This window comes from Burkholderia sp. IO2, assembly GCF_029522185.1.
GTDB lineage: Bacteria > Pseudomonadota > Gammaproteobacteria > Burkholderiales > Burkholderiaceae > Burkholderia > Burkholderia cenocepacia.
This window is the reverse complement of record NZ_JAKWFH010000056.1, coordinates 14,899-34,794: the sequence shown is the minus strand read 5'-3', so window position 1 is coordinate 34,794 and position 19,896 is coordinate 14,899. Positions and strand designations below refer to the sequence as shown.

Below are 19,896 nucleotides of genomic sequence, written 5' to 3'. Positions count from 1 at the left end.
TTCGACGACGCCTCACCGCACCGGCACGCGCGCCCGGACGACGTTATTCGGCAATCGACCGGATGACCTTCGCCGGATTGCCGCCGACCAGCGTATTCGGCGGCACGTCCCGGGTGACGACGGCCGCGGCCGCGACGACCGCGTTCTCGCCGATCGTCACGCCGCCGATGATCGTCGCGCCCGCGCCGATCCACACGTTGCGTTCGATCACGATCGGCTTCGCGACCACGCCATCGCGCCGCCGCGAAGGTTCGACCGGATGACCGGACGTGATCAGGCTGACGTTCGGGCCGATCATCACGTCGTCGCCGATCTCGAGTCCGCCCAGATCGTAGAACGTGCAGTTCTGGTTGACGAACACGTTGCGCCCGAGCTTCATGCCGGTGCCGCCGGTCGCATGGAACGGCGGGATCAGCACAAAGCCGTCGTCGACCTGCGTGCCGATCAGTTCACCGAACAATGCGCGCACGTCGGCCGCATCGTCGAACGTCAGGCGGTTGAGCCGCGCGGTGATCGCCATCGCCCGTCTGACCTCGGCCACCATGGCCGCCGATTCGGGCGTTCTGCGCGGAACGAACGTGGTGCGATCGTCGTTTGTCATGCGTGATGTGTCTCCTCGTTATTGCGGCGGCGCGTTTCCGGTCGCAGCCGGACGATCGCGTTGCAGTATGCGCGGGTACGGCGGAATGCGGCCGGGCGCATCGTAACGATGCGGATTTGCGTTGAAACCTCTCGATTTTTATAACTAGTTTATAAATAACTAGTCATTCATTGAACTTCCATTGCCTAAGGCTTCACGAGGCATTTCGCCCGGTTCACCCGTGCTCCCGCGCACCGAATCAGGCACAGGCAACCGACCGGCGCCCCTGGCCGGGTTCCTCTGTCCGAACCTCCCGCGCTCGGGTACGCTTGAGCATCCACCGGATCGACAGCAGCACCCAAACGCGGAGGCGCGATGAAGCTCTACTACTGGCCGAAGACCCGGGCATTCCGGGCGCTGTGGATGCTCGAGGAACTCGGTGTGGTGTACGAACTCGTGCCGATCGACCTGCGCTCGCACGAGCAGGGCAGCGATGCGTTCGTGCAAGTCAACCCGATGGCCAAGCTGCCCGCGCTCGACGACGGCAGCGCGCCGTTCGCCGAATCGGGCGCCGTGCTGCTCTATCTCGCCGACCGTTGCCCGGGCGCCGGGCTCGGCGTCGCGCCCGACGATCCGCTGCGCGGCCGTTTCCTTCAGTGGATGTTCTTCACACCGACCTGTCTCGAACCGGCGATGGCCGAGAAATTCACCGGCGCGTCCGGCAATCCGGTCGCGTTCGGCTGGGGCAACATCGCGCGCGTGCAGCGCGCGCTCGCGCAAGCGCTCGCCCACAGCCGCTGGCTCGTCGGCGACCGCTTCACCACGGCCGACCTGCTGCTGGCCAGCACGCTGAAGATCGCGTTCGACGCACATCTGCTGCCGCACGAAGGCGTGCTCGGCGACTACGTCGCGCGCGCCGAGGACCGCGACGCGTTCCGCCGCGCGGTCGCGATCGAACAGCGCGAAGCGGCGCGTCTGCTGCACGCGTGACGCCCGAACGGGCGGCGCCCCGCCGCCCTCGATCACGCCTGCGCGGCCGGCCCCGGCGATGACGCGTCCGCGTCGATCACCACGCCCGGCGAACCACGCTCGTCCGTGTCGACGTCGATCGGCACGACTTCGTGAAAATGCGTGTAATCGATGTGCGTGATGCCGTCCTCGTCGTGCATCAGGTCGACATAGCGGTGGCGCCAGCGGATCTCGCCATGCGCCCACGCATGACGCGCCTGCATGACCTGCGCGGTGGTCTCGTCCGAGCCCTCGATCGTGATCAGCAATTGCGCGTCGCGCGCGGCGAGCGATTCGGGCGTCTCGCCGAACAGCGCGCTCGACTCGTCGATCACGTGCATCAGGTTCCAGCCGAGCAGGAAGATCGGATGCTCGCTGCGCACGAGCGGCAGGTCGTGAATCTTGCGCAGCGAGTAGCCCTCGTGCGTGCCTTCGACGCGCATCAGCCGCAGTTTCGCCTGCGCCTCGGCAATCACGTTCTGGCGGGCATTCGCGGCGCGCACCATCAGCGTCATCCGGCCGTTCAGCGGCCGCACGATCGCGTAGCGCGCGAACAGGATCTTCGCCTGCGGCCGCGAAAACCGCGCGAACACGAGCCCGGTGGCCAGCGCGATGCCCGACATCCCGACGAAGATCTCGAACGTCGCGACGAGGTGCGCATAGACCGTCTGCGGATGCATGTCGCCGTAGCCGACGGTCGCGAGCGTCTCGACGCTGAAGAAGAACGCGCCGCCGAAGCCCGCCGGCGACTGGTTCGCGATCGGCGCATGGCCGAGCAGATAGAGCGTCGCGAAGCCGCCGTTGAGCAGCAGGAACAGCACCGCAAGCGACAGGAAGAACACCGGCCAGCTCACCGTCAGCGCGCGATGGTAGAAGTCGCGCCAGCCGAGCGGCGGCATCCCGTACGCGATCACCGGGCGGGTGCCCGACCAGATCTTGCGGCCACGGCCGCGGGAGGCTGGGGAGGACGAATCGACGTTCATCGCGCGGCGCCGGTTGCAGGGAGGCGATGAGCGTAGCACGCGCGGCGGCGGCCGGGAATGCGGGCCGGCTCGGAACGGAAATCCGCCGCGCAGGCACAAAAAAAGCCGGCCGCGGGAGCGGCCGGCTGCGTCGTCATGCGAGGGCGCGCGTCGTGCGCGCCGCGCTCACTTCCGGTCGACGATCACCTGGTCGAACGTGCCGCCGTCGGCGAAATGGGTCTTCTGCGCGTTCGCCCAGCTGCCGAAGACCTGCTCGACGCTGAACGTCTTCAGCGCCTTGAACTCGGCCGCATGCTTCTTCAGCACGGCCGCGTCGCGCGGGCGCAGATGGTGCTGCGCGATGATCTCCTGCGCTTCCGGCGTGTACAGGTAATCCAGATACGCCTGCGCGACCTTGCGCGTGCCTTTCTTGTCGACCACCTTGTCGACGACGGCGACGGGCGGCTCCGCGAGGATGCTCGCCGACGGATACACCGCGTCGAATTGCGCGCCCGATGCGCCCGTGTCCATCAGCGCGACCTCGTTCTCGAACGTGACGAGCACGTCGCCGATGCCGCGCTGCGTGAACGTCGTCGTCGCGCCGCGGCCGCCCGAATCGAGCACCGGCACGTTGCGGAAGATCGCCTTCTCGAAGTCGAGCGCCTGCTGGTCGGTCGCACCCTTCTGCTTCTGGAAGCCCCATGCGGCGAGATACGCATAGCGGCCGTTGCCCGACGTCTTCGGGTTCGCGATGATCACCTGGACGCCCGGCTTCGCGAGATCGCTCCAGTCCTTGATCGCCTTCGGGTTGCCCTTGCGCACGAGGAACACCATCGTCGTCGAGTACGGCGAGCTGTTGTCCGGGAAGCGTGCGCGCCAGTCCTTCGGCAGCAACTGGCCGCGCTCGGCGAGCAGGTCGATGTCGTTCGGCTGGTTCATCGTCACGACGTCGGCCTGCAGCCCCTGCAGCACCGACAGCGCCTGTGCGCTCGATGCGCCGTGCGACTGCTTGATCGTGACCGTCTCGCCGGTCTTCTGCTTGTAGGCGGCGGCAAAGCTCGCGTTGATGTCCTTGTACAACTCGCGCGTCACGTCGTACGACACGTTCAGGATCGACGTGTCCGCGTGCGCGGCCGTCGCCGCCACGACCAGCGCCGCCGCCGCGCCCGTGTGCAGCCAGCGGCCGATCCCCTTGATGCTTGCCATCGTGATATGCCCCGTTTCCAGTGGTGGTGAGTGTGCGTGACCGCACGCGTACGCGCTGTCATCGAAACGTAAGCGGGCATTCTAGCGGCCGGGCGCGGCGCGCTTTCCAATCAGTCGTGGAAAGCAAATCTCGAATCCTGCTAAGCGGCGGCCGGGGCTCGCGCGCGCCGCCGCTCCGGTGTTAAGATCGCCGCTCAGCCCATTCACGGTTCATCCATGTCCGCTACCCTGCGCTCGCCCTCGATCCTCGCCGCCGTCGCGGCAGGTGCGCGCGCGGCCGGGCTGAAACTGAAAAAACGACTCCTCGACTGACGGGGACGTCGCGTCCCGTCAGGCGAATGCCGGACGGGATGCCCGCAGGTCGTTTCATTCTCCTTGCACGCACGCCTCGCTCCGGCACGCCGCCGGCGGAACGGTTCCTTCCCACTCCGTTTCCACCCTGAGGTTTTGCATGAACACACGTTTCGAAGGTATCTGGCTGCCGATCATCACGCCGTTCCACCACGGCGAGGTCGACCATGCGGCGCTCGCGCGGCTTGCGCGCCACTATGCGGCCGCGGGCATCGCGGGTTTCGTCGCGGGTGCGACGACCGGCGAAGGCGTGCTGCTCGACGCGCGCGAACAGGACGCGGTGTTCGCGACGCTGCGCGACGCGGCGCCCGGGCTGCCGATCGTCGTCGGGCTGACCGCGAGCGCGACGCATTTCGCGGCCGCCCGCGCACGGGAACTCGCGGCGCTGCGCCCGGACGGGCTGCTCGTCACGCCGCCCGTCTACGTGCGGCCGACCCAGGACGGCATCCGCCGCCATGTCGAGGCGATCGTCGACGCGGCCGACCTGCCGGTGCTCGTCTACAACATCCCGTACCGCACCGGCGTGAACGTCGAACTGGACACGCTGCAGGCGCTCGCCCGCGATCCGCGCGTCGCGGGCATCAAGGAATGCGGCGGCACGCTCGACCGGATGAGCCGGCTGGTGCACGACACGCCGCTCGCGATCCTGTCCGGCGACGACAACCAGAACTTCGCGGCGATGTGCGCGGGCGCGCACGGCGCGATCGCGAGCAGCGCGCACGTGCTGCCCGACTGGCATGTGCGGATTCACGCATGGCTGCGCGACGGGCGGCTCGCCGATGCGCGGCGCCTGTCGGTCGCGCTGCAGCCGCTTGTCGCGGCGCTGTTCGCGGAACCGAACCCGGCGCCGGTGAAGGCCGTGCTCGCCGCGCAAGGGTGGTGCGAGGACGGATTGCGGCTGCCGTTCGTGCCGGCGAGCGAAGGGTTGCGAGCACGGTTGGACGCGCTTTGCGCGGCGCTCGAAGCAATCGAGCCGGACGTCGCCACGGCATAGGCCGCTAAGCCACGCATGGCGCTGGCGGCAGATGAATCCCGCCCCGACGGATTATTTCAAACTGTCAAAACCAGGGACCGGCCATACCGAGCCAGATGCGCGTCGGCCGTCACAAGCCGAAGGGGTTCATGTCGCGCCTGCGCGACCAGCAATCGATCGAAAGGATCGCGATGGTGATGAGGCAAATCGCGCACCGCGGCTCCATGTACGGCGCGAACCGGTAATTCGCGAATCCCGCTTGCGCTGATTGCGCGGATCAGCTCGCCAACGTCGATGTCGAGCTTCCCAAGGCCGGCCTTGATGGCGGCCTCCCAGATGCTCGCGCTGCTGACGAAGCGTTCGTCAGCAGCCGAGATCAGTCTGCGCGCACGCGTGCTGAGCCTCGGATCGTTGGTCGCGATCCACAGGAAGATGTGCGTATCGAGCAACAGGCGCATCACCGTCCTTCGAAAGCATCCAGCAGATAATCGGGCAGCGGCGCATCGAAGTCGTCCGCGATCCGGACCTGTCCCTGCAGGACCCCGAACCGAACTGGTAGCGAGGCAGGCGCGGACTGATCGGCGGGTTCCCCGTCACTGCGGATCGAACCATCCGTCCGATGCGCAGGATCGATCGCGCCGGCACCGGGAACATTCGCTTTTTGCATGATGACCTCCGTTTCAGATGATCATCACTGTAGTCAGGTTCGCCCGATCGATCCATTCGGCCAATCGGCAGAGGGGCTGTCGGATAACCGGCAGTGACCATCGCGAACGTGTCGTCAGGCCGCCAACGCCGCGCCTTCCGCCCCCGTCGCCCCCCGCACCGCCTGCGTCACGATCCGTGCAAGCCGGTCGACCGTCGGCGTCGCCGACGACGTGCGCCGCAGCAGGATCAGCGGCAGGCCAGGCAGCGCCGGCAGCCCGCACGACGCCGCATCGAGCACGCGCACCGACGCGGGCAGCCCGTAATGCGAGCGCACCGTCAGCCCGAGGCCGGCCGCCGCGGCCGCCCATAGCCCGGCCAGGCTCGGCGTCGTGAACGCGACGCGCCACGGCACCCCCGCGCGGTCGAGCGCATCGGTCGCCGCGCCGAAGAACCGGCACGGCCGGTCGAACACGACGAGCGGCAACGGCTCGCCCGTCGCGTGCACGGCGCGACCGCCGGTTTCGTCGACACGGCCCGTCACGCCGGCATCCCCGCCGCCATCCGGCACACCGGCACCACCACCCGCCGCCGCGCCGATCCATTGCATCGGCACCTGCGCGATCGCTTCGCTGTCGATCCCCGCCCGCGACACGAGCGCCGCCGACGCCGGATCGCCCCACACGAGCGCCAGATCGAGCTGGTTCGCGTCGAGCCGGTCGAGCAGATCGGCGTTGCGCGCCACGCGCGCCTCGATCTTCACTTTCGGATGCGCACGCGCGAACCGCCCGAGCACGTCGGGCAGGATCGCTTCGCCGAAATCCTCCTGCAACCCGACGCGCACCCAGCCGTCGAGATTCACGCCACGCACGGCCGCGGCCGCTTCGTCGTTCAGCTCGATCATCCGCCGCGCGTAGTGCAGCATCGCGTTGCCGGCGTCGGTCAGCGCGAGCCCGCGTCCGGCCTTCACGAACAACGGCGTGCCGGCCTGCTCCTCGAGCTTGCGGATCTGCGCGCTCACCGCCGACGACGAGCGCGCGACGCGGTCGGCCGCCTTGGCGAAACTGCCGAGATCCACGCCCGCGACGAGGCTGCGCAGCGCCGCGACATCGAAGTTGGGCCGCGCCAGCGCGGCATCGGCCCCCGCGAGCGGCTCGCCGCCGTCGCGCGGCAGGTCTTGTCCAGGCATTTCAACCATCCTGTTTCATCGAACGATTCATCAAAAACTTTCCGATTTTCAGGATGAATGTAGGCCGCCAGACTATGGACGTCAACTTCGAACCGGGCCTGCCGTCATGGACACTTCGTGCATCGTTTCTCCTGCTTCGCCAGCCCGCGACGTGCGCGGGCCGGCCCATCGCTGGCGCGTGCTGGCCGCCGGCGTCGCCGCGAACATGAGCTTTTCGGCCGCCGCGGCCGGCATTCCGACCACGGCCGTGTGGATGCGCTCGGCCTATCACCTCGACAACGGCGCGCTCGGCCTCGTGCTCGGCGCGCTCGGCTTCGGCGTCGCGCTGTCCGAGCTGCCGTGGGGCATCGCCGCCGACCGCTTCGGCGACCGCCGCGTGCTGCTGACCGGGCTCGTCGCGACGGCCGCGATGCTCGCGCTGATGGTGGGCACGGTCGTCCCGACCGCGCACGCGGCGCCGCCGCTGATGCGGGTCGTCGCGGCCATGTGCTGCATCGGCCTGCTCGGCGGCAGCGTCAACGGCTCAAGCGGACGCGCGGTGATGCGCTGGTTCGGCGAGCGCGAACGCGGGCTCGCGATGAGCATCCGCCAGACGGCCGTGCCGCTCGGCGGCGGTCTCGGCGCGGCGCTGCTGCCGTCGCTCGCGTCGCATGCCGGCTTCGCCGCGGTGTTCGGGGCGCTGATGCTGCTGTGCGCGGGATCGGCCGCGCTCACCTGGCGCTGGCTGCACGAACCGCCTGCCGAGCCGGCCGCGGCGCCCGTCGCGACGCGCCGCATCGCCCAACGGCCACCGACCGCCGGCCACGCGCGCAACCCGCTCGCGAGCGGCCCCGTGTGGCGCATCGTGCTCGGCATCGGCCTGCTGTGCGCGCCGCAATTCGCGGTGCTCACGTTCGCGACGGTGTTCCTGCACGACTTCGGCCGGCTCGGCCTGGCCGGCATCAGCGCGGCGATGGTCGCGCTGCAGCTCGGCGCGATGGTGATGCGGGTGTGGAGCGGCCGCCATACCGACCGGCACGGCAATCGACGCGCGTACCTGCGCGGCTCCGTGTTCGTCGCGGCCGGGTCGTTCACGCTGCTCGCGGCGGCGACGGCCGGCAGCCCGCATGTGCCGCTCGCCGCGATCGTCGCGATTCTCGTGTTCGCCGGCATCTGCGTGTCGGCGTGGCATGGCGTCGCGTACACGGAGCTCGCGACGCTCGCGGGCGCGGACCACGCGGGCACCGCGCTCGGGATGGCGAACACGATCGTCTACCTCGGACTGTTCGCGACGCCGCTCGCGATTCCGCCGCTGCTCGCCGCGAGTTCGTGGAGCGTGGTGTGGCTCGCGGCCGCGCTGGTCGCGGGCGCGACCTATCCGCTGTTCGCGGCGAAATAACCACCGCCCGTTTCACTCGGACGTCGCGGCAAGGACCCGCGACGCCCGCTCCCCCGTCAGGCCGCCTCGCGCGCCAGCGCGCGCCGCGCGGCCGGCCGTTCGGCCTCGCGCTGCGCATGAGCGGTCCATGCGGGATGCCGCGTCATGTCGAGCCCGATCGCGACGCCCCACCGATACAGCACGAGCAGGAACGGATCGACGATCGAATGCGCGCCCGGCTCGGCCCACGTGCGCCCGTCGGCCAGCAGGGCTTCGATCGACGCGTTCGCGGCCTCGATCGTGCCGCGCCCATGCGCGCTGATCGCGCCGTGCAGCGCCGGATCGTCGATGAAGCGCCCCGGCCGCCACAGCGCGCCATACCCGACGCCATGCACCCAGCCGACCAGCCAAGCGAGCCATTCGTGGCAGCGCGCCTCGCGCAGCGGATCGTCGAGCGGCAGCAGTTGCGCGTCCGGATAGCGGCGCGCGAGATACGTGAGGATCGCCGGCGTTTCGGTCAGCACGCGCGGCTCGCCCGGAATCGCGAGCACGGGCACGCGCGCCTTCGGGTTGATCGCGAGATAGCGCGCTTCGAGGTTCTGCTGTTCGCGCACGGACACGATTTCGACGTCGAACGGCGCGCCGGTTTCCTCCAGCGCGATGTGGGCGGCAAGCGAGCAGGCGCCCGGCGAAAGGTAGAGACGATAGGCGTTCATGGCGGTGTGGCCCGATGGGGCTGTGGAAGACGGAACCGAGTGTAGGAACGCGTACCGATACGCGGCAAACGATGAATTGTCGTGCTAGGACATTAGTGTTACTAATACCCGTATGCGACGCATCCACCTCCCTCCGCTGCAGACGCTGCGCGCGTTCGAAACTGCCGTGCGGCTGCAGAGCTTCACGCGTGCGGCCGACGAACTCGCGCTCACGCAAGGGGCGGTCAGCCAGCACATCCGCGCGCTCGAGGCGCAGCTCGGCTATCCGCTGTTCACGCGCGAGCGCAACGGTGCGACGCCGACGCACGCCGCGCATGCCCTCGCACTGCAGGTTCGCCAGGGCCTGAGCGTGCTCGAACGCGCGTTCGAACCCGCGCTGGCGGTGCGCCGCCGCCCGCGCACCTGCGACGTGACGCTGAACGTCAGCGTGCTGCCGAGCGTCGCCGAGCGCTGGCTCGCGCCGCGCCTGCCGCGCTTCTCCGCCGCGCATCCGCACATCTCGATCGTGCTCCATCCGGACGTGGCGCTCGCGCCGCTGCGCAAGCGCGACCGCATCGACGTCGCGCTGCGCTACGGGCCCGGCACCTGGCCCGGCGTCGTCGCCGAGAAGCTGATGAACGAGACGATCTTTCCGGTCGCGAGCCCCGCCTACCGCAATCGCGACGGCGTCGCCCCGCGCACGCCGGCCGACCTCGTCCGCGCGACGCTGCTGCGCCATCCCGCGCAACCGTGGGAACCGTGGTTCCAGGCCGCGCGGCTCGACCTCACCGAATCCGCGCGCGCGCCCCGTTTCACCGATACGAACGCGCTGATCGACGCAGCACGGCAAGGCCGCGGCGTCGCGCTCGCGCGCCGCTCGCTGATCGAGCCCGAACTCGCGGACGGCACGCTCGTGCGCGTGTCGACGGTGCGCATCGCCGACGTGTATGCGCACTACGTCGTATGGCGCCCCGGCCATCCGCACGAGGCGGCGATCCGCACCTGGCTCGACTGGCTGCGCAGCGAAGTGCGGCGCAGGACGCCGCGGCGCTGACGTCGCGGCTCACGCACGCGTCGGCATCGCCACCTTGTCGAGCGTGATCGGCAAGTCGCGCACCCGCACGCCGGTTGCGTGATAAACCGCATTGGCGATCGCGGCCGGCACGCCGGTGATGCCGATCTCGCCGATGCCGCGAATGCCGAGCGGATTGAAATGCGTGTCGCTTTCGTCGACGAAACTCACGTCGAGCGCGCCGATGTCCGCGTTCACGGGCACGTGATATTCGGCAAGATTCGCGTTCGTGAAGCGGCCGTGGCGCACGTCGAGATGCGAACCCTCCTCGAGCGCGGTACCCAGTCCCCATACCATTCCGCCGATCAACTGGCTGCGCGCGGTCTTCGCGTTGAGCAGACGGCCGACGCTGTACACGCCGACGATGCGCGGGACGCGGATCGTGCCGAGCTCGGCGTCCACGCGCACTTCCGCGAACACCGCGCCGAACGAGTGAGACGCGTAGCGCGACTTCTCGTCGCCCGGCTTCGTCGTCGCCTGCGCGTCGATCAGTCGACCGCCCGCGCGCGCGAGCACCGCCGCGGCCGGATCGCGCCGCGACGGCGCGCCGCGATGCACGATCCAGCCGTTGTCGACCGTCACGTCATCGGCCGCGGCGCCGTGCAGCGGCGACCCCGGATCGGCGATCGCCAGCGCGATCAGCTTCGCGCGCGCCTGCCACGCGGCCTCGCGCACGGCCGGCGCCACGCTCGCCGCCGACTGCGAGCCGCCCGATACCGGCGCGCGCGGCAGGCTGGAATCGCCGAGCACGAAGCGCACGTTCCGCGGCGCGAAACCGAGCGCATCGGCCGCGACCTGGGTCATCACGGTGTAGGTGCCGGTGCCGATGTCCTGCGTGCCCGACGCGACTTCGGCCGTGCCGTCCGGCAAGATCCGCGCACGCGCCGACGCCTCGCTGCGGTTCGCCGGATACGTGGCGGCCGCCATCCCGAGGCCGATCAGCGTGTCGCCGTCGCGCATCGTGCGCGGCGCGCCGGCACGGCGCGACCAACCGAAGCGCTGCGCGCCGACGCGGTAGCATTCGCGCAGCGCGTTGCTCGACCATGGCTTGCCGTCCTGCGGATCGACTTCCGCGTAATTCGCGAGCCGCAGCGCGACCGGATCCATGCCGAGCCGCCACGCAAGCTCGTCCATCGCCGATTCCAGCGCGAACGAGCCGGACGCCTCGCCGGGCGCGCGCATGAACGTCGGCGTGCCGACGTTCAGCGACACGATCCGGTGCGTGGTCGCGTGGTTCGGCACCGCGTACAGGATGCGCGACGGCATCCCGCAGGTCTCCATCCAGTCCTCGAACGTCGACGTGGTGGCGATCGTGTCGTGGCGCATCGCCGTCAACGCCCCGTCCTGGCGCGCGGCCAGCACGATGCGCTGCTCGGTGAACGGCCGCCCGCCGACCGGGCCGAACATCTGCGGCCGCGTCAGCGCGAGCCGAACCGGGCGCCCGACCTGCTTCGCCGCCATCGCGCACAACGACACGTGCGACCACGACGAACCCTTGCAGCCGAAGCCGCCGCCGAGGAACGGCGAAATCACGCGCACCTGCTCCGGTGCGATGCCGAAGACCGCGGCCACCGCCGCGCTCGCGCCCGACACGCCCTGCGTCGCATCGTGCAGCGTGAGCATCGGGCCGTCCCAGCGCGCCATCGTCGCGTGCGGCTCGATCGGGTTGTGGTGCTGCATCGGCGTCGTATAGGTTGCGTCGATGCGCACCGCGCCTTCGCGCAGGCCGGCATCGAGGTCGCCGCGCAGCGTGTCCATCGCACGCCCCTGCTGTTTCGGCGGCACGCGCGCGCCGTGCTTCGCCTGCGCGAAATCGAGCACGGCCTCGCTCGCGCGATAGCGCACCTGCACGGCGTTCGCGGCGTCGGTCGCCTGCTCGAGCGTCTCGGCGACGACGACCGCGACGGGCTCGTTGCTGTAGCGCACCGTGTCGTCCTGCAACAACGTGAGCCGGCGCCCGGCGGGCGGCGACAGCGGCGGCCGGCCGCCGTCGGGCAGCCGCATCGCGTTCTCGTGCGTGATCACGATCAGCACGCCCGGCATCGCGCGGGCGCGCGCCGCATCGATCGATTCGATGCGCCCGGATGCGATCGTGCTCGTCACGAGCACCGCGTGCGCGAGCCGCGCATCGGCAAACTCGGCCGCGTAGTGCGCGCCGCCCGTCACCTTGAGTACGCCGTCGACACGGTCGAGCGGCTGTCCCGTCAACGTGTTCATGCGACACCTCCCGTCGTGGCGGCTGCCGTTGCGACCGCACGGACGATCGCCCGCTGCGCGAGCGCGACCTTGAATCCATTGCCGTCGAGCGGCCGCGCATCGCGCAACGCCAGCGCGGCCGCCTCGCGCAGCGTCGCGTCGGTCGGCGTGCGGCCCGCGAGATGCGCTTCCGCCTCCAGCGCCCGCAACGGCTTGTGGGCGACGCCGCCCAGCGCGATCCGCGCGTCGGCAACGTGCGGGCCGTCCATCCGCAAGGCGGCCGCGACCGACACCAGCGCGAACGCGTAGCTCGCGCGATCCCGCACTTTCAGATAGTGCGCATGGTCGGCGTAGCGCGGCGGCGGCAAGTCCACCGCGGTGATCAGCTCGCCCGGTTCGAGCGTCGTGTCGAGATCGGGGCGATCGCCCGGCAAGCGGTGAAACGACGCGATCGGAATCTGCCGTGCGCCGCGCGGGCCGCTCACCTGCACGACGGCATCGAGCGCGGCGAGCGCGACGCTCATGTCCGACGGGTTCACCGCCACGCAGTGCGGACTGGCGCCGAGGATCGCGTGCATCCGGTTGTGGCCGCCGATCGCCGCGCAGCCGCTGCCCGGCTCGCGCTTGTTGCACTGCGCGAACGCGGGGTCGTAGAAATACGGGCAGCGGGTGCGCTGCATCAGGTTGCCGCCGACGGTCGCCATGTTGCGCAATTGCGCGGACGCCCCGGCGAGCAACGCCTGCGACAGCAGCGGATAGCCGGCGCGCAGGCGCGGATGATCGGCCGCATCGCTGTTGCGCACGAGCGCACCGATGCGCATACCGCCGCCGGGCAGCGCATCGACCGTATCGAGGCCCGCGATCCGCGTGATGTCGATGAGCGTGACGGGCCGCGCGACGCCGCCCTTCATCAGGTCGAGCAGGTTCGTGCCGCCGCCGATGAAGGCCGTGCCGGGCCGCTGCGCCGCGCGCACGGCGCCGGCGACGTCGGTCGCGCGCTCGTAGGAGATCGCTTCCATTGCGGTGCCCTCCGTCGGCTAGCCGTGCGCCGCATGCGCGGCGCGCACGGCGGCGACGATGTTCGGGTACGCGCCGCACCGGCACAGGTTGCCGCTCATGCGCTCGCGGATCTCGTCGTCGGACAGGCGCGCGGGGCGACGCCGCACGTCGTCGGTGGCGGCGCTCCCGGCGCCGGCCGCGAACTCGTCGAGCAGCGCGGTCGCGGAGCAGAGCTCGCCGGACGTGCAGTAGCCGCACTGGAACGCATCGTATTCGACGAACGCGCGCTGCACCGGGCTCAGCACGCCGTCGCGCGCCAGCCCTTCGACGGTCGTGATCCGCTCGCCTTCGTGCATCACCGCGAGCGTCAGGCATGCGTTGATGCGCCGCCCGTCGACGAGCACCGTGCACGCGCCGCACTGCCCGCGGTCGCAGCCCTTCTTCGTGCCCGTGAGGCCGGCGTATTCGCGCAGCGCGTCGAGCAGCGTCACGCGCGGTTCGAGCTGCAGCGTGTACGCGCGCCCGTTGATGTCGAGACGCACGGGCTGCGCCGGCGCCGTATCGCGGCGCGGCGCGGCCGGCTGCGCTGCCGCGTGCGGCGGCTGCGAATGAACGTGCGATGCGGCGCTGACGGTCGCGGCAGCCGCCGCGGATTGCAGGAAGCGGCGCCGCGCGGCGCTGGACGGCGTATCGTGCGGCAACGGCGGCGCCACGGGATGGCCGGGCCCGAGCGGCGACGGGGCGGCATCGCGCGCCGGTTCGGCGGACGGAGAATCGGATCGATCGCTGGACATGGCTTGTGCTCGCTCCATGGTGGAGGGACGCGGATGTGCCGCTCGTACCCGGAAGGCAGCGCGGTCGGCACGCGGATCGGCAAACGAGCAATTCCGGTGCCGCGCCACCGCGGGAAGCCGCGCCCCTGCAGCGTGCCGGCGCCGGGCCGCGGCGCGCACAAGCGATCGCCAGGCTCGGGCGCCCGAGATCGCGCGTTCATGACGCCACGCTGACGCGCGGCTGGCAGTTCACTGACGAAGCGGCAATAACGCCCGGTTTTCGGGCGAAACCGGCCGCCCGTCGATCGCAAGTTGCCGGTCGCATCACCAATGGCGCGCATGGCGGCCGCTTCGCGGTGGCCGGGTTGGGAAGTTGCGCGCCGTGTAAATGCGCGCAGCATCCGCGTCTGCTGGAAAATTCCGCCATGCGTGCAGGCGGATCGCCGCGAAGGCGCGCGGTCGGCCTGACGAAAACATGTCGCGATCGCGCCCCGATCGCCAACGATTCACCGAAACGTCGCATCGCGGCGGCATACTCGAAAACGTTTCCCGATCAGCCTGCCAGGAGAGAGAAGTCATGCGTCGCGTTTCCGTCGCCGTCGTTCTGTGTGCCGCCGTATTCGCCGCCTGCAGCGACGACGCACCGCCCGACGCTCACGCGACCGACGCCGCGCCGCAGGCCGGCGCATCGAGCGGCGCCGCCAGCGCGTTCAACAGCGACGCGCCCGCGAACGCCGCCGCATCCGATGCCGCGCCGCTCGCGCCGCCCGTCGTGCACTACCCGCCCGATGACGACGACGATGCGAAGCCCGCCACGAACGCGGCCGCATCGAGCGCCGCCGCCTCGTCGCCGGGTTGATTCCTTCGTAACCTGACAGGAGTCGGCACCGCTCGCACAGAGCAGCAGGCGCTCGTGCGGAGGCGTGACGGGTATGACGTAACGGTGGGGTGGACGGCGGCGCAAACGGCACGTTCGCGCGCCGCTTCGCGAGCCACATCGAGAACGGCCGGCCGAGCGATTCAGCGCCGGCCGGCTTCAGGCCGGCGCGTCATCGGCGCGTCATCGGCGCGACATGCCGCGGCAGCCGCCGCGCAGCCTGCGCCGCGCGGCCAGCCCGTCAGACCGCGTGCGCGAGCGCGCGATCGACGAGCGCGGCCTCGAAGCCGTCGTCGGCGTCGCGAAAGCGCAGCGGCGCCGCGCAATGCACCAGCGTGTCGATGAAGTATTTCGCGCGCGGCCACGGCCCGAAGCCGGCCGCGGTGTTGATGTGCCCGGCGTCGCCGAGGTTCACGAACGCGCTGCCCAGGCGCTGCGCGAGCGTGCGCGCATCGGCGAGCGGCATCCACGGATCGGTCTCGCTGCCGATCACGATCGACGGCACCGCGAGCCGGCGCGCGTCGAACGGCCCGGCAAACGTGAATTTCTTCGGGCTGGCCGGCGCGACGAACAGCACGCCCGCGACATCGCCCACGTGCGGCCACTGCGCGAGCGCATGCGCGGCCGCGAGGCAGCCGAAGCTGTGCGCGGCGAGCACGAACGAGCCGCGCTCGCGATCGAGCAGCGCCCGCACCGATTGCGCCCAGCCCGCGAGATCGGGCGCATCCCAGTCGTGCTGCTCGACGCGCAACGAGCGCGGGAACTGCCGCTCGAGCCAGGTCTGCCAGTGGGCGCCTTCGCTGCCGTGCAGGCCCGGAACGGTGACGAGCCGCGGCGGCCACGCCGATTTGCTGCATGCGCGCATGATTGCCCTCGCTTGCTTGAAGACGAGGTTCGATTGTGGCGCCGGGTACGCGGCGGCCGAACCAATATTTTGTGCTTTGCTTTTGCACGACCGGTGCCGCGGTGGCGGCCGGTGGCCGCGTGACGGCGGCCCGCACCGGCCGCCCGTCCCGCACGACGGCGCGATGTGCCGCGAAACCGTAGAATGTGGGCTTCCCGTCAGCTTCACACGGAACCGGTCCCCGCGCCGACGCGCCGGACCGCTCGTCAGGAGACGCCCGATGTCCGCTACGTCCGCCGGTGCGCTGCACCCGGCTTCGCTTGCCGTTCCCGCGGCGCGCCTTGCCGGCGCGCGCGCCCTCACGCAATGAAGATCCTGTTCTACTCGCCGCATCAGGACGCCGGCGCATGGCGCGACGAGATCGCGCGTGCGCTGCCGGAAGCCGAACTGCGCGCGTGGCAGCCGGGCGATACGGCTGCCGCCGACTACGCGCTCGTGTGGCGCCCGCCGCGCGAGTTGTTCGCGCCGCGCGACGGCCTGCGCGCGATCTTCAACCTCGGCGCGGGTGTCGATGCGCTGCTCGCGCTCGACCGCGCGCATCCGGGCACGCTGCCCGCGCACGTGCCGCTGGTGCGGCTCGAGGATTCGGGCATGGCGCAGCAGATGGTCGAATACGTGACGCACGCGGTGCTGCGCTACCTGCGCCGTTTCGACGAATACGACCTGCAGCAGCGCGAGCGCCGCTGGCAGCCGCTCGAGCCGCATGCGCGCGCGAACTTCACCGTCGCGGTCCTCGGGCTCGGCGTGCTCGGCGCCGAAGTCGCCCGCGCGCTCGCCGCCCTCGGCGTGCCGGTGCGCGGCTACAGCCGCAGCGCGAAGCAGCTCGACGGCGTCACGACCTTCGCCGGCGACGGCGCGTTCGACGCGTGCATCGACGGCGCGAAGGTGCTCGTCAACCTGCTGCCGAGCACGCGCGACACCGACGGCATCCTGTCGTCGCGCGCATTCGCGCGGCTCGCGCCCGGCGCGTACGTCGTCAACGTCGCGCGCGGCGCGCATCTCGTCGAAGCCGACCTGCTCGACGCGCTCGCGAGCGGCCAGGTCGCCGCGGCCACGCTCGACGTGTTCCAGCACGAACCGCTGCCGGACGACCATCCGTTCTGGCGTACGCCGCGCATCACGATCACGCCGCACAGCTCGGCCGAGACGCTGCGCGCGGAAGCCGTCGAGCAGATCGCCGGCAAGATCCGCGCGTTCGAGCGCGGGGCGCCCGTCAGCGGCATCGTCGACTACGCGCGCGGCTACTGAATTCCGCCACAAAGAGAAACCAGGAGACAACCATGACGTTCCCCACCGCCGTCAAGATCGTCGAAGTCGGCCCGCGCGACGGGCTGCAGAACGAGAAGACCTTCGTGCCGACCGAGGTGAAGATCGCGCTCGTCGACCGGCTGTCGCGCGCCGGCTTCCGCAACGTCGAGGCCGCGTCGTTCGTGTCGCCGAAATGGGTGCCGCAGATGGCCGACGGCGCCGACGTGATGGCCGGCATCGAGCGTCGCCCGGGCACCGTGTACTCGGTGCTCACGCCGAACCTGAAGGGCTTCGAGAATGCGGTCGCGGCACGGGCCGACGAAGTCGTGATCTTCGGCGCGGCGAGCGAGGCGTTCTCGCAGCGGAACATCAACTGCAGCATCGCCGAGAGCATCGCGCGCTTCGAGCCCGTCGCGAAAGCCGCGAAGGATGCGGGCCTGCGGCTGCGCGGCAGCGTGTCGTGCACGCTCGGCTGCCCGTACCAGGGCGAGGTGCCGGTCGCGTCGGTGGTCGACGTCGTCGAACGGTTCGCCGCGCTCGGCTGCGACGAGATCGACATCGCCGACACGATCGGCGTCGGCACGCCGAAGCGCACGCGCGAAGTGCTCGCGGCCGTCACGCGCGTGTTCCCGCGCGAACGCCTGTCGGGCCACTTCCACGACACCTACGGCCAGGCGCTCGCGAACATCTACGCGGCGCTGTTCGAAGGGATCGAGATCTTTCACGCATCGGTCGCGGGCCTCGGCGGCTGCCCGTACGCGAAGGGCGCGACCGGCAACGTCGCGACCGAGGACGTGCTGTACCTGATGCAGGGCCTCGGCATCGAAACCGGCATCGACCTCGCGCAGGTCGTCGCCGCCGGCGATTTCATCTCGAACGCGATCGGCCGCGCGAACGTGTCGCGCGCCGGTCGTGCACTGCTCGCGAAAGCACGGAGCGCGGCCGACGCCGCGAACTGCGTCTGATCGCGCCACTCCACGGATTCATCAACATGACGACACCCGCTTCATTCGATTCCCTCCCCGATTCCGCGCGACGCGTCGCGCTGCTGCTGCGCGAGCGCGGCCATGCGAAAGGCATCGTGATGCTCGCCGAAACCGGCAAGACGTCGGCCGAGGCCGCGGCCGGGCTCGGCTGCTCGGTCGCGCAGATCGCGAAGTCGATCCTGTTTCGCCGGCAGGCCGACGGCGCGCCCGTGCTGGTGATTGCGAGCGGCGTCAACCGCGTGGACGAAAGGAAGGTCGCCGAACAGGTCGGCCCGGTCGGCCGCGCGGACGCGAAGTTCGTGCGCGACAACACCGGCTATGCGATCGGCGGCGTCTGCCCGATCGGCCATCTGGTCGAACCCGTCACGCTGATCGACGCCGATCTGCTCGCGCTCGACAGCCTGTGGGCCGCCGCCGGCCATCCGCACGCCGTGTTCAACCTGTCGCCGCACGAACTCGTGTCGCTCACCGGCGCGCCGGTCGCGGACGTCGCGTTGCGGGAGTCCGCATGAGCGACGTGACGATGCCGGTCGCCACGGTCGCGTCGCCGTGCACCGACGTCTGCCGGATCGATCCGCGCACCGACTGGTGCGCGGGCTGCCTGCGCACGCGCGGCGAGATCAAGGGATGGCATACGTCGGACGACGACGCGCGGCGCGCGCTGCTCGCGCGGCTCGACGCACGGCGGCGCCTGATCGCAGGCAGCGAGACATAAAAAAAAGCCGTTCAGCCTCACGGGCGAACGGCATCGAGATCGGAATCCTGTGAACGTGATCAACGTCACAGCCCGCATCATACGAGCGACGCGGCCGCATCGCATCGGGTGTTTCCCTACAACTTCTTACAGCGCTTTTCCGAGTGCGCGCGGCGTCCGCTGGGCGTCGTTTCAAGCGCAATCTCCGTTCCCGACTCGCCCCTTCGACGGCCGCTGCATGAGCCCGCCACGGCGCCGAATCGTCTGACCGTATCAGTTGCCGACCGCCGTGCGACGCGCCGGCACGATGCGCCAGCCGAGGTTCACGCCGGCCGCCGCGAGCAGGATCAAGAGCGCGCCGACCACCTGCGTCCACGCGAGCGTCTGCCCGAACGCGACACGATCGACGACGATCGCAACGACCGGATAGACGAACGACAGCGCGCCCGTCATCGCGGTCGGCAGCTTCTGGACCGCGCCGTACAGCAGCACGTACATCAGCCCGGTGTTGACGATGCCCAGCACGATCAGGTCGGCCCATTGCCCGACCGTCGCCGGCAAGGTGTCGAAGTGTGCGAACGGCGCAAGCAGCAGGACGCCGAGGCCGACCTGCAGCAGTGCGAGCAGATGCGGCGGCGTGCCCTTCAGGTGCTTCGTGATGATCGACGAGATCGCATACAGGAACGCCGCACCGAGCGACAGCGCGACCCCTTCCAGGTATTCGCCGGGCACCGCGAGCACGGCCGGCTCCACGCGCACCACGAACACCAGCCCCGCGAACGCGAGCACGAGCCACGCGACCGTCGACGCGGTGATCCGCTCGCGGAACACGATGGCGCCGAGCGCGACGAGCATGAACGGCTGGGTGTTGTAGACAGCGGTCGCCATCGAGATCGACGCGCGCGAATAGGCGGCGAAGAGCAGCAGCCAGTTTGCGACGATCGCGAGGCTGCCGAACATCGTGAGCACGAGCATCCGCGGCGAGAACAGCGAGCGGCGCAGGAAACCGAACGCCGCACAGACGATCGCGAGCGTCGCGGTGCCGAATACGCAGCGGAAGAACACGACATTGGTCAGCGGCTGCTGCGACGACATCACGAGCCAGCCGATCGTGCCGGACATCAGCATCGCGACGATCATCTCGGCGGCGCCGCGGCGAATTTCATTCGTGGCCATCAGGA

The 19,896-nt window shown here is 70.2% G+C and carries 21 protein-coding genes; 9 read left to right on the top strand and 12 right to left on the bottom strand.

What is annotated here, in order from left to right; all coding sequences use genetic code 11:
* Positions 1 to 43 precede the first annotated feature (43 nt).
* Positions 44 to 601: a DapH/DapD/GlmU-related protein gene (locus tag MMB92_RS28375; protein ID WP_048984858.1), complete on the bottom strand. Its 558-nt coding sequence runs from the start codon at positions 599 to 601 to the stop codon at positions 44 to 46.
* A 354-nt stretch (positions 602 to 955) separates the two neighbouring features.
* Here MMB92_RS28375 and MMB92_RS28370 point away from each other — a divergent pair, with 354 nt between their 5' ends.
* Positions 956 to 1,570 (top strand): glutathione S-transferase, encoded by a 615-nt coding sequence (locus tag MMB92_RS28370; protein WP_277563101.1) that lies wholly within the window; start codon positions 956 to 958, stop codon positions 1,568 to 1,570.
* A 32-nt stretch (positions 1,571 to 1,602) separates the two neighbouring features.
* Here the strand turns inward: MMB92_RS28370 and MMB92_RS28365 are convergent, their stop codons facing one another.
* Both MMB92_RS28365 and MMB92_RS28360 read right to left on the bottom strand, forming a co-directional pair.
* A complete protein-coding gene (locus tag MMB92_RS28365; protein WP_006484077.1) occupies positions 1,603 to 2,571 on the bottom strand; it encodes an ion channel in 969 nt (322 codons plus the stop codon).
* A gap of 165 nt (positions 2,572 to 2,736) precedes the next feature.
* Positions 2,737 to 3,756, bottom strand: a complete 1,020-nt coding sequence (locus tag MMB92_RS28360; RefSeq protein WP_006484066.1) for a sulfate ABC transporter substrate-binding protein — start codon at positions 3,754 to 3,756, stop codon at positions 2,737 to 2,739.
* 451 nt (positions 3,757 to 4,207) lie between these two features.
* On the opposite strand from MMB92_RS28360, the gene dapA reads away from it, so the two are divergent.
* Positions 4,208 to 5,101, top strand: coding sequence for a 4-hydroxy-tetrahydrodipicolinate synthase (gene dapA, locus MMB92_RS28355; protein ID WP_006495455.1), 894 nt, complete (start codon positions 4,208 to 4,210; stop codon positions 5,099 to 5,101).
* Positions 5,102 to 5,157: 56 nt separating this feature from the next.
* On the opposite strand, the gene MMB92_RS28350 is transcribed toward dapA, so the two are convergent.
* The 3 genes from MMB92_RS28350 to MMB92_RS28340 form a co-directional block, all read right to left on the bottom strand.
* Positions 5,158 to 5,538, bottom strand: coding sequence for a type II toxin-antitoxin system VapC family toxin (locus MMB92_RS28350; protein WP_277563100.1), 381 nt, complete (start codon positions 5,536 to 5,538; stop codon positions 5,158 to 5,160).
* A complete protein-coding gene (locus tag MMB92_RS28345; RefSeq protein WP_006484075.1) occupies positions 5,538 to 5,747 on the bottom strand; it encodes a hypothetical protein in 210 nt (69 codons plus the stop codon). The genes MMB92_RS28350 and MMB92_RS28345 overlap by 1 nt, the downstream gene beginning before the upstream one ends.
* A 114-nt stretch (positions 5,748 to 5,861) precedes the next feature.
* Positions 5,862 to 6,914 (bottom strand): LysR substrate-binding domain-containing protein, encoded by a 1,053-nt coding sequence (locus tag MMB92_RS28340; protein ID WP_034178329.1) that lies wholly within the window; start codon positions 6,912 to 6,914, stop codon positions 5,862 to 5,864.
* Between the two features lie 106 nt (positions 6,915 to 7,020).
* On the opposite strand from MMB92_RS28340, the gene MMB92_RS28335 reads away from it, so the two are divergent.
* Complete coding sequence (locus MMB92_RS28335) at positions 7,021 to 8,292, top strand: MFS transporter (RefSeq protein WP_277563099.1); 1,272 nt, start codon at positions 7,021 to 7,023, stop codon at positions 8,290 to 8,292.
* Positions 8,293 to 8,348: 56 nt separating this feature from the next.
* On the opposite strand, the gene MMB92_RS28330 is transcribed toward MMB92_RS28335, so the two are convergent.
* Positions 8,349 to 8,987: a glutathione S-transferase gene (locus tag MMB92_RS28330; RefSeq protein WP_006493377.1), complete on the bottom strand. Its 639-nt coding sequence runs from the start codon at positions 8,985 to 8,987 to the stop codon at positions 8,349 to 8,351.
* A 112-nt stretch (positions 8,988 to 9,099) separates the two neighbouring features.
* Between MMB92_RS28330 and MMB92_RS28325 the strand changes: the two genes are divergently transcribed.
* Positions 9,100 to 10,020, top strand: a complete 921-nt coding sequence (locus MMB92_RS28325) for a LysR substrate-binding domain-containing protein (protein WP_058901861.1) — start codon at positions 9,100 to 9,102, stop codon at positions 10,018 to 10,020.
* A gap of 9 nt (positions 10,021 to 10,029) precedes the next feature.
* Here the strand turns inward: MMB92_RS28325 and MMB92_RS28320 are convergent, their stop codons facing one another.
* Genes MMB92_RS28320 through MMB92_RS28310 form a run of 3 tightly spaced genes read right to left on the bottom strand, consistent with a single transcriptional unit; the run spans position 10,030 to position 14,027 of the window.
* Positions 10,030 to 12,255 (bottom strand): xanthine dehydrogenase family protein molybdopterin-binding subunit, encoded by a 2,226-nt coding sequence (locus MMB92_RS28320; protein ID WP_277563098.1) that lies wholly within the window; start codon positions 12,253 to 12,255, stop codon positions 10,030 to 10,032.
* The gene (locus MMB92_RS28315) at positions 12,252 to 13,253 is read right to left on the bottom strand and encodes a xanthine dehydrogenase family protein subunit M (RefSeq protein WP_277563097.1); all 1,002 of its coding nucleotides are present in this window, start codon (positions 13,251 to 13,253) and stop codon (positions 12,252 to 12,254) included. The genes MMB92_RS28320 and MMB92_RS28315 overlap by 4 nt, the downstream gene beginning before the upstream one ends.
* 18 nt (positions 13,254 to 13,271) lie before the next feature.
* Positions 13,272 to 14,027 (bottom strand): 2Fe-2S iron-sulfur cluster-binding protein, encoded by a 756-nt coding sequence (locus MMB92_RS28310; RefSeq protein WP_277563096.1) that lies wholly within the window; start codon positions 14,025 to 14,027, stop codon positions 13,272 to 13,274.
* Between the two features lie 556 nt (positions 14,028 to 14,583).
* On the opposite strand from MMB92_RS28310, the gene MMB92_RS28305 reads away from it, so the two are divergent.
* Entirely contained in the window at positions 14,584 to 14,865 is a 282-nt protein-coding gene (locus MMB92_RS28305; RefSeq protein ID WP_062884276.1) for a hypothetical protein, read from the top strand.
* A 259-nt stretch (positions 14,866 to 15,124) separates the two neighbouring features.
* On the opposite strand, the gene MMB92_RS28300 is transcribed toward MMB92_RS28305, so the two are convergent.
* Positions 15,125 to 15,748, bottom strand: a complete 624-nt coding sequence (locus MMB92_RS28300; protein ID WP_277563095.1) for an alpha/beta hydrolase — start codon at positions 15,746 to 15,748, stop codon at positions 15,125 to 15,127.
* A gap of 345 nt (positions 15,749 to 16,093) precedes the next feature.
* Between MMB92_RS28300 and MMB92_RS28295 the strand changes: the two genes are divergently transcribed.
* Genes MMB92_RS28295 through MMB92_RS28280 form a run of 4 tightly spaced genes read left to right on the top strand, consistent with a single transcriptional unit; the run spans position 16,094 to position 18,736 of the window.
* A complete protein-coding gene (locus tag MMB92_RS28295; RefSeq protein WP_059721718.1) occupies positions 16,094 to 17,035 on the top strand; it encodes a glyoxylate/hydroxypyruvate reductase A in 942 nt (313 codons plus the stop codon).
* 32 nt (positions 17,036 to 17,067) lie between these two features.
* Positions 17,068 to 18,000 carry a hydroxymethylglutaryl-CoA lyase gene (locus MMB92_RS28290; RefSeq protein ID WP_277563094.1) on the top strand — a complete coding sequence of 311 codons (933 nt, stop codon included), beginning with the start codon at positions 17,068 to 17,070 and terminating at the stop codon, positions 17,998 to 18,000.
* A 26-nt stretch (positions 18,001 to 18,026) separates the two neighbouring features.
* Positions 18,027 to 18,533, top strand: coding sequence for a YbaK/EbsC family protein (locus MMB92_RS28285; RefSeq protein WP_006488642.1), 507 nt, complete (start codon positions 18,027 to 18,029; stop codon positions 18,531 to 18,533).
* Positions 18,530 to 18,736 (top strand): DUF1289 domain-containing protein, encoded by a 207-nt coding sequence (locus MMB92_RS28280; protein ID WP_277563093.1) that lies wholly within the window; start codon positions 18,530 to 18,532, stop codon positions 18,734 to 18,736. The genes MMB92_RS28285 and MMB92_RS28280 overlap by 4 nt, the downstream gene beginning before the upstream one ends.
* A gap of 252 nt (positions 18,737 to 18,988) precedes the next feature.
* Here MMB92_RS28280 and MMB92_RS28275 read toward each other — a convergent pair whose 3' ends face one another.
* Positions 18,989 to 19,891: a DMT family transporter gene (locus MMB92_RS28275; RefSeq protein ID WP_006488637.1), complete on the bottom strand. Its 903-nt coding sequence runs from the start codon at positions 19,889 to 19,891 to the stop codon at positions 18,989 to 18,991.
* Between the last annotated feature and the right edge of the window lie 5 nt (positions 19,892 to 19,896).

What these genes read in the sequence shown, in the direction of transcription:
- MMB92_RS28290 (WP_277563094.1), top strand. Translation starts at nt 17,068, where the DNA reads ATGACGTTCCCCACCGCCGTCAAGATCGTCGAAGTCGGCCCGCGCGAC.
- MMB92_RS28340 (WP_034178329.1), bottom strand. Translation starts at nt 6,914, where the DNA reads ATGCCTGGACAAGACCTGCCGCGCGACGGCGGCGAGCCGCTCGCGGGG.
- MMB92_RS28305 (WP_062884276.1), top strand. Translation starts at nt 14,584, where the DNA reads ATGCGTCGCGTTTCCGTCGCCGTCGTTCTGTGTGCCGCCGTATTCGCC.
- MMB92_RS28285 (WP_006488642.1), top strand. Translation starts at nt 18,027, where the DNA reads ATGACGACACCCGCTTCATTCGATTCCCTCCCCGATTCCGCGCGACGC.
- MMB92_RS28315 (WP_277563097.1), bottom strand. Translation starts at nt 13,253, where the DNA reads ATGGAAGCGATCTCCTACGAGCGCGCGACCGACGTCGCCGGCGCCGTG.
- MMB92_RS28320 (WP_277563098.1), bottom strand. Translation starts at nt 12,255, where the DNA reads ATGAACACGTTGACGGGACAGCCGCTCGACCGTGTCGACGGCGTACTC.
- MMB92_RS28335 (WP_277563099.1), top strand. Translation starts at nt 7,021, where the DNA reads ATGGACACTTCGTGCATCGTTTCTCCTGCTTCGCCAGCCCGCGACGTG.
- MMB92_RS28280 (WP_277563093.1), top strand. Translation starts at nt 18,530, where the DNA reads ATGAGCGACGTGACGATGCCGGTCGCCACGGTCGCGTCGCCGTGCACC.
- MMB92_RS28325 (WP_058901861.1), top strand. Translation starts at nt 9,100, where the DNA reads ATGCGACGCATCCACCTCCCTCCGCTGCAGACGCTGCGCGCGTTCGAA.
- dapA (WP_006495455.1), top strand. Translation starts at nt 4,208, where the DNA reads ATGAACACACGTTTCGAAGGTATCTGGCTGCCGATCATCACGCCGTTC.
- MMB92_RS28370 (WP_277563101.1), top strand. Translation starts at nt 956, where the DNA reads ATGAAGCTCTACTACTGGCCGAAGACCCGGGCATTCCGGGCGCTGTGG.
- MMB92_RS28300 (WP_277563095.1), bottom strand. Translation starts at nt 15,748, where the DNA reads ATGCGCGCATGCAGCAAATCGGCGTGGCCGCCGCGGCTCGTCACCGTT.
- MMB92_RS28375 (WP_048984858.1), bottom strand. Translation starts at nt 601, where the DNA reads ATGACAAACGACGATCGCACCACGTTCGTTCCGCGCAGAACGCCCGAA.
- MMB92_RS28295 (WP_059721718.1), top strand. Translation starts at nt 16,094, where the DNA reads ATGAAGATCCTGTTCTACTCGCCGCATCAGGACGCCGGCGCATGGCGC.
- MMB92_RS28360 (WP_006484066.1), bottom strand. Translation starts at nt 3,756, where the DNA reads ATGGCAAGCATCAAGGGGATCGGCCGCTGGCTGCACACGGGCGCGGCG.
- MMB92_RS28345 (WP_006484075.1), bottom strand. Translation starts at nt 5,747, where the DNA reads ATGCAAAAAGCGAATGTTCCCGGTGCCGGCGCGATCGATCCTGCGCAT.
- MMB92_RS28365 (WP_006484077.1), bottom strand. Translation starts at nt 2,571, where the DNA reads ATGAACGTCGATTCGTCCTCCCCAGCCTCCCGCGGCCGTGGCCGCAAG.
- MMB92_RS28350 (WP_277563100.1), bottom strand. Translation starts at nt 5,538, where the DNA reads ATGCGCCTGTTGCTCGATACGCACATCTTCCTGTGGATCGCGACCAAC.
- MMB92_RS28330 (WP_006493377.1), bottom strand. Translation starts at nt 8,987, where the DNA reads ATGAACGCCTATCGTCTCTACCTTTCGCCGGGCGCCTGCTCGCTTGCC.
- MMB92_RS28310 (WP_277563096.1), bottom strand. Translation starts at nt 14,027, where the DNA reads ATGTCCAGCGATCGATCCGATTCTCCGTCCGCCGAACCGGCGCGCGAT.
- MMB92_RS28275 (WP_006488637.1), bottom strand. Translation starts at nt 19,891, where the DNA reads ATGGCCACGAATGAAATTCGCCGCGGCGCCGCCGAGATGATCGTCGCG.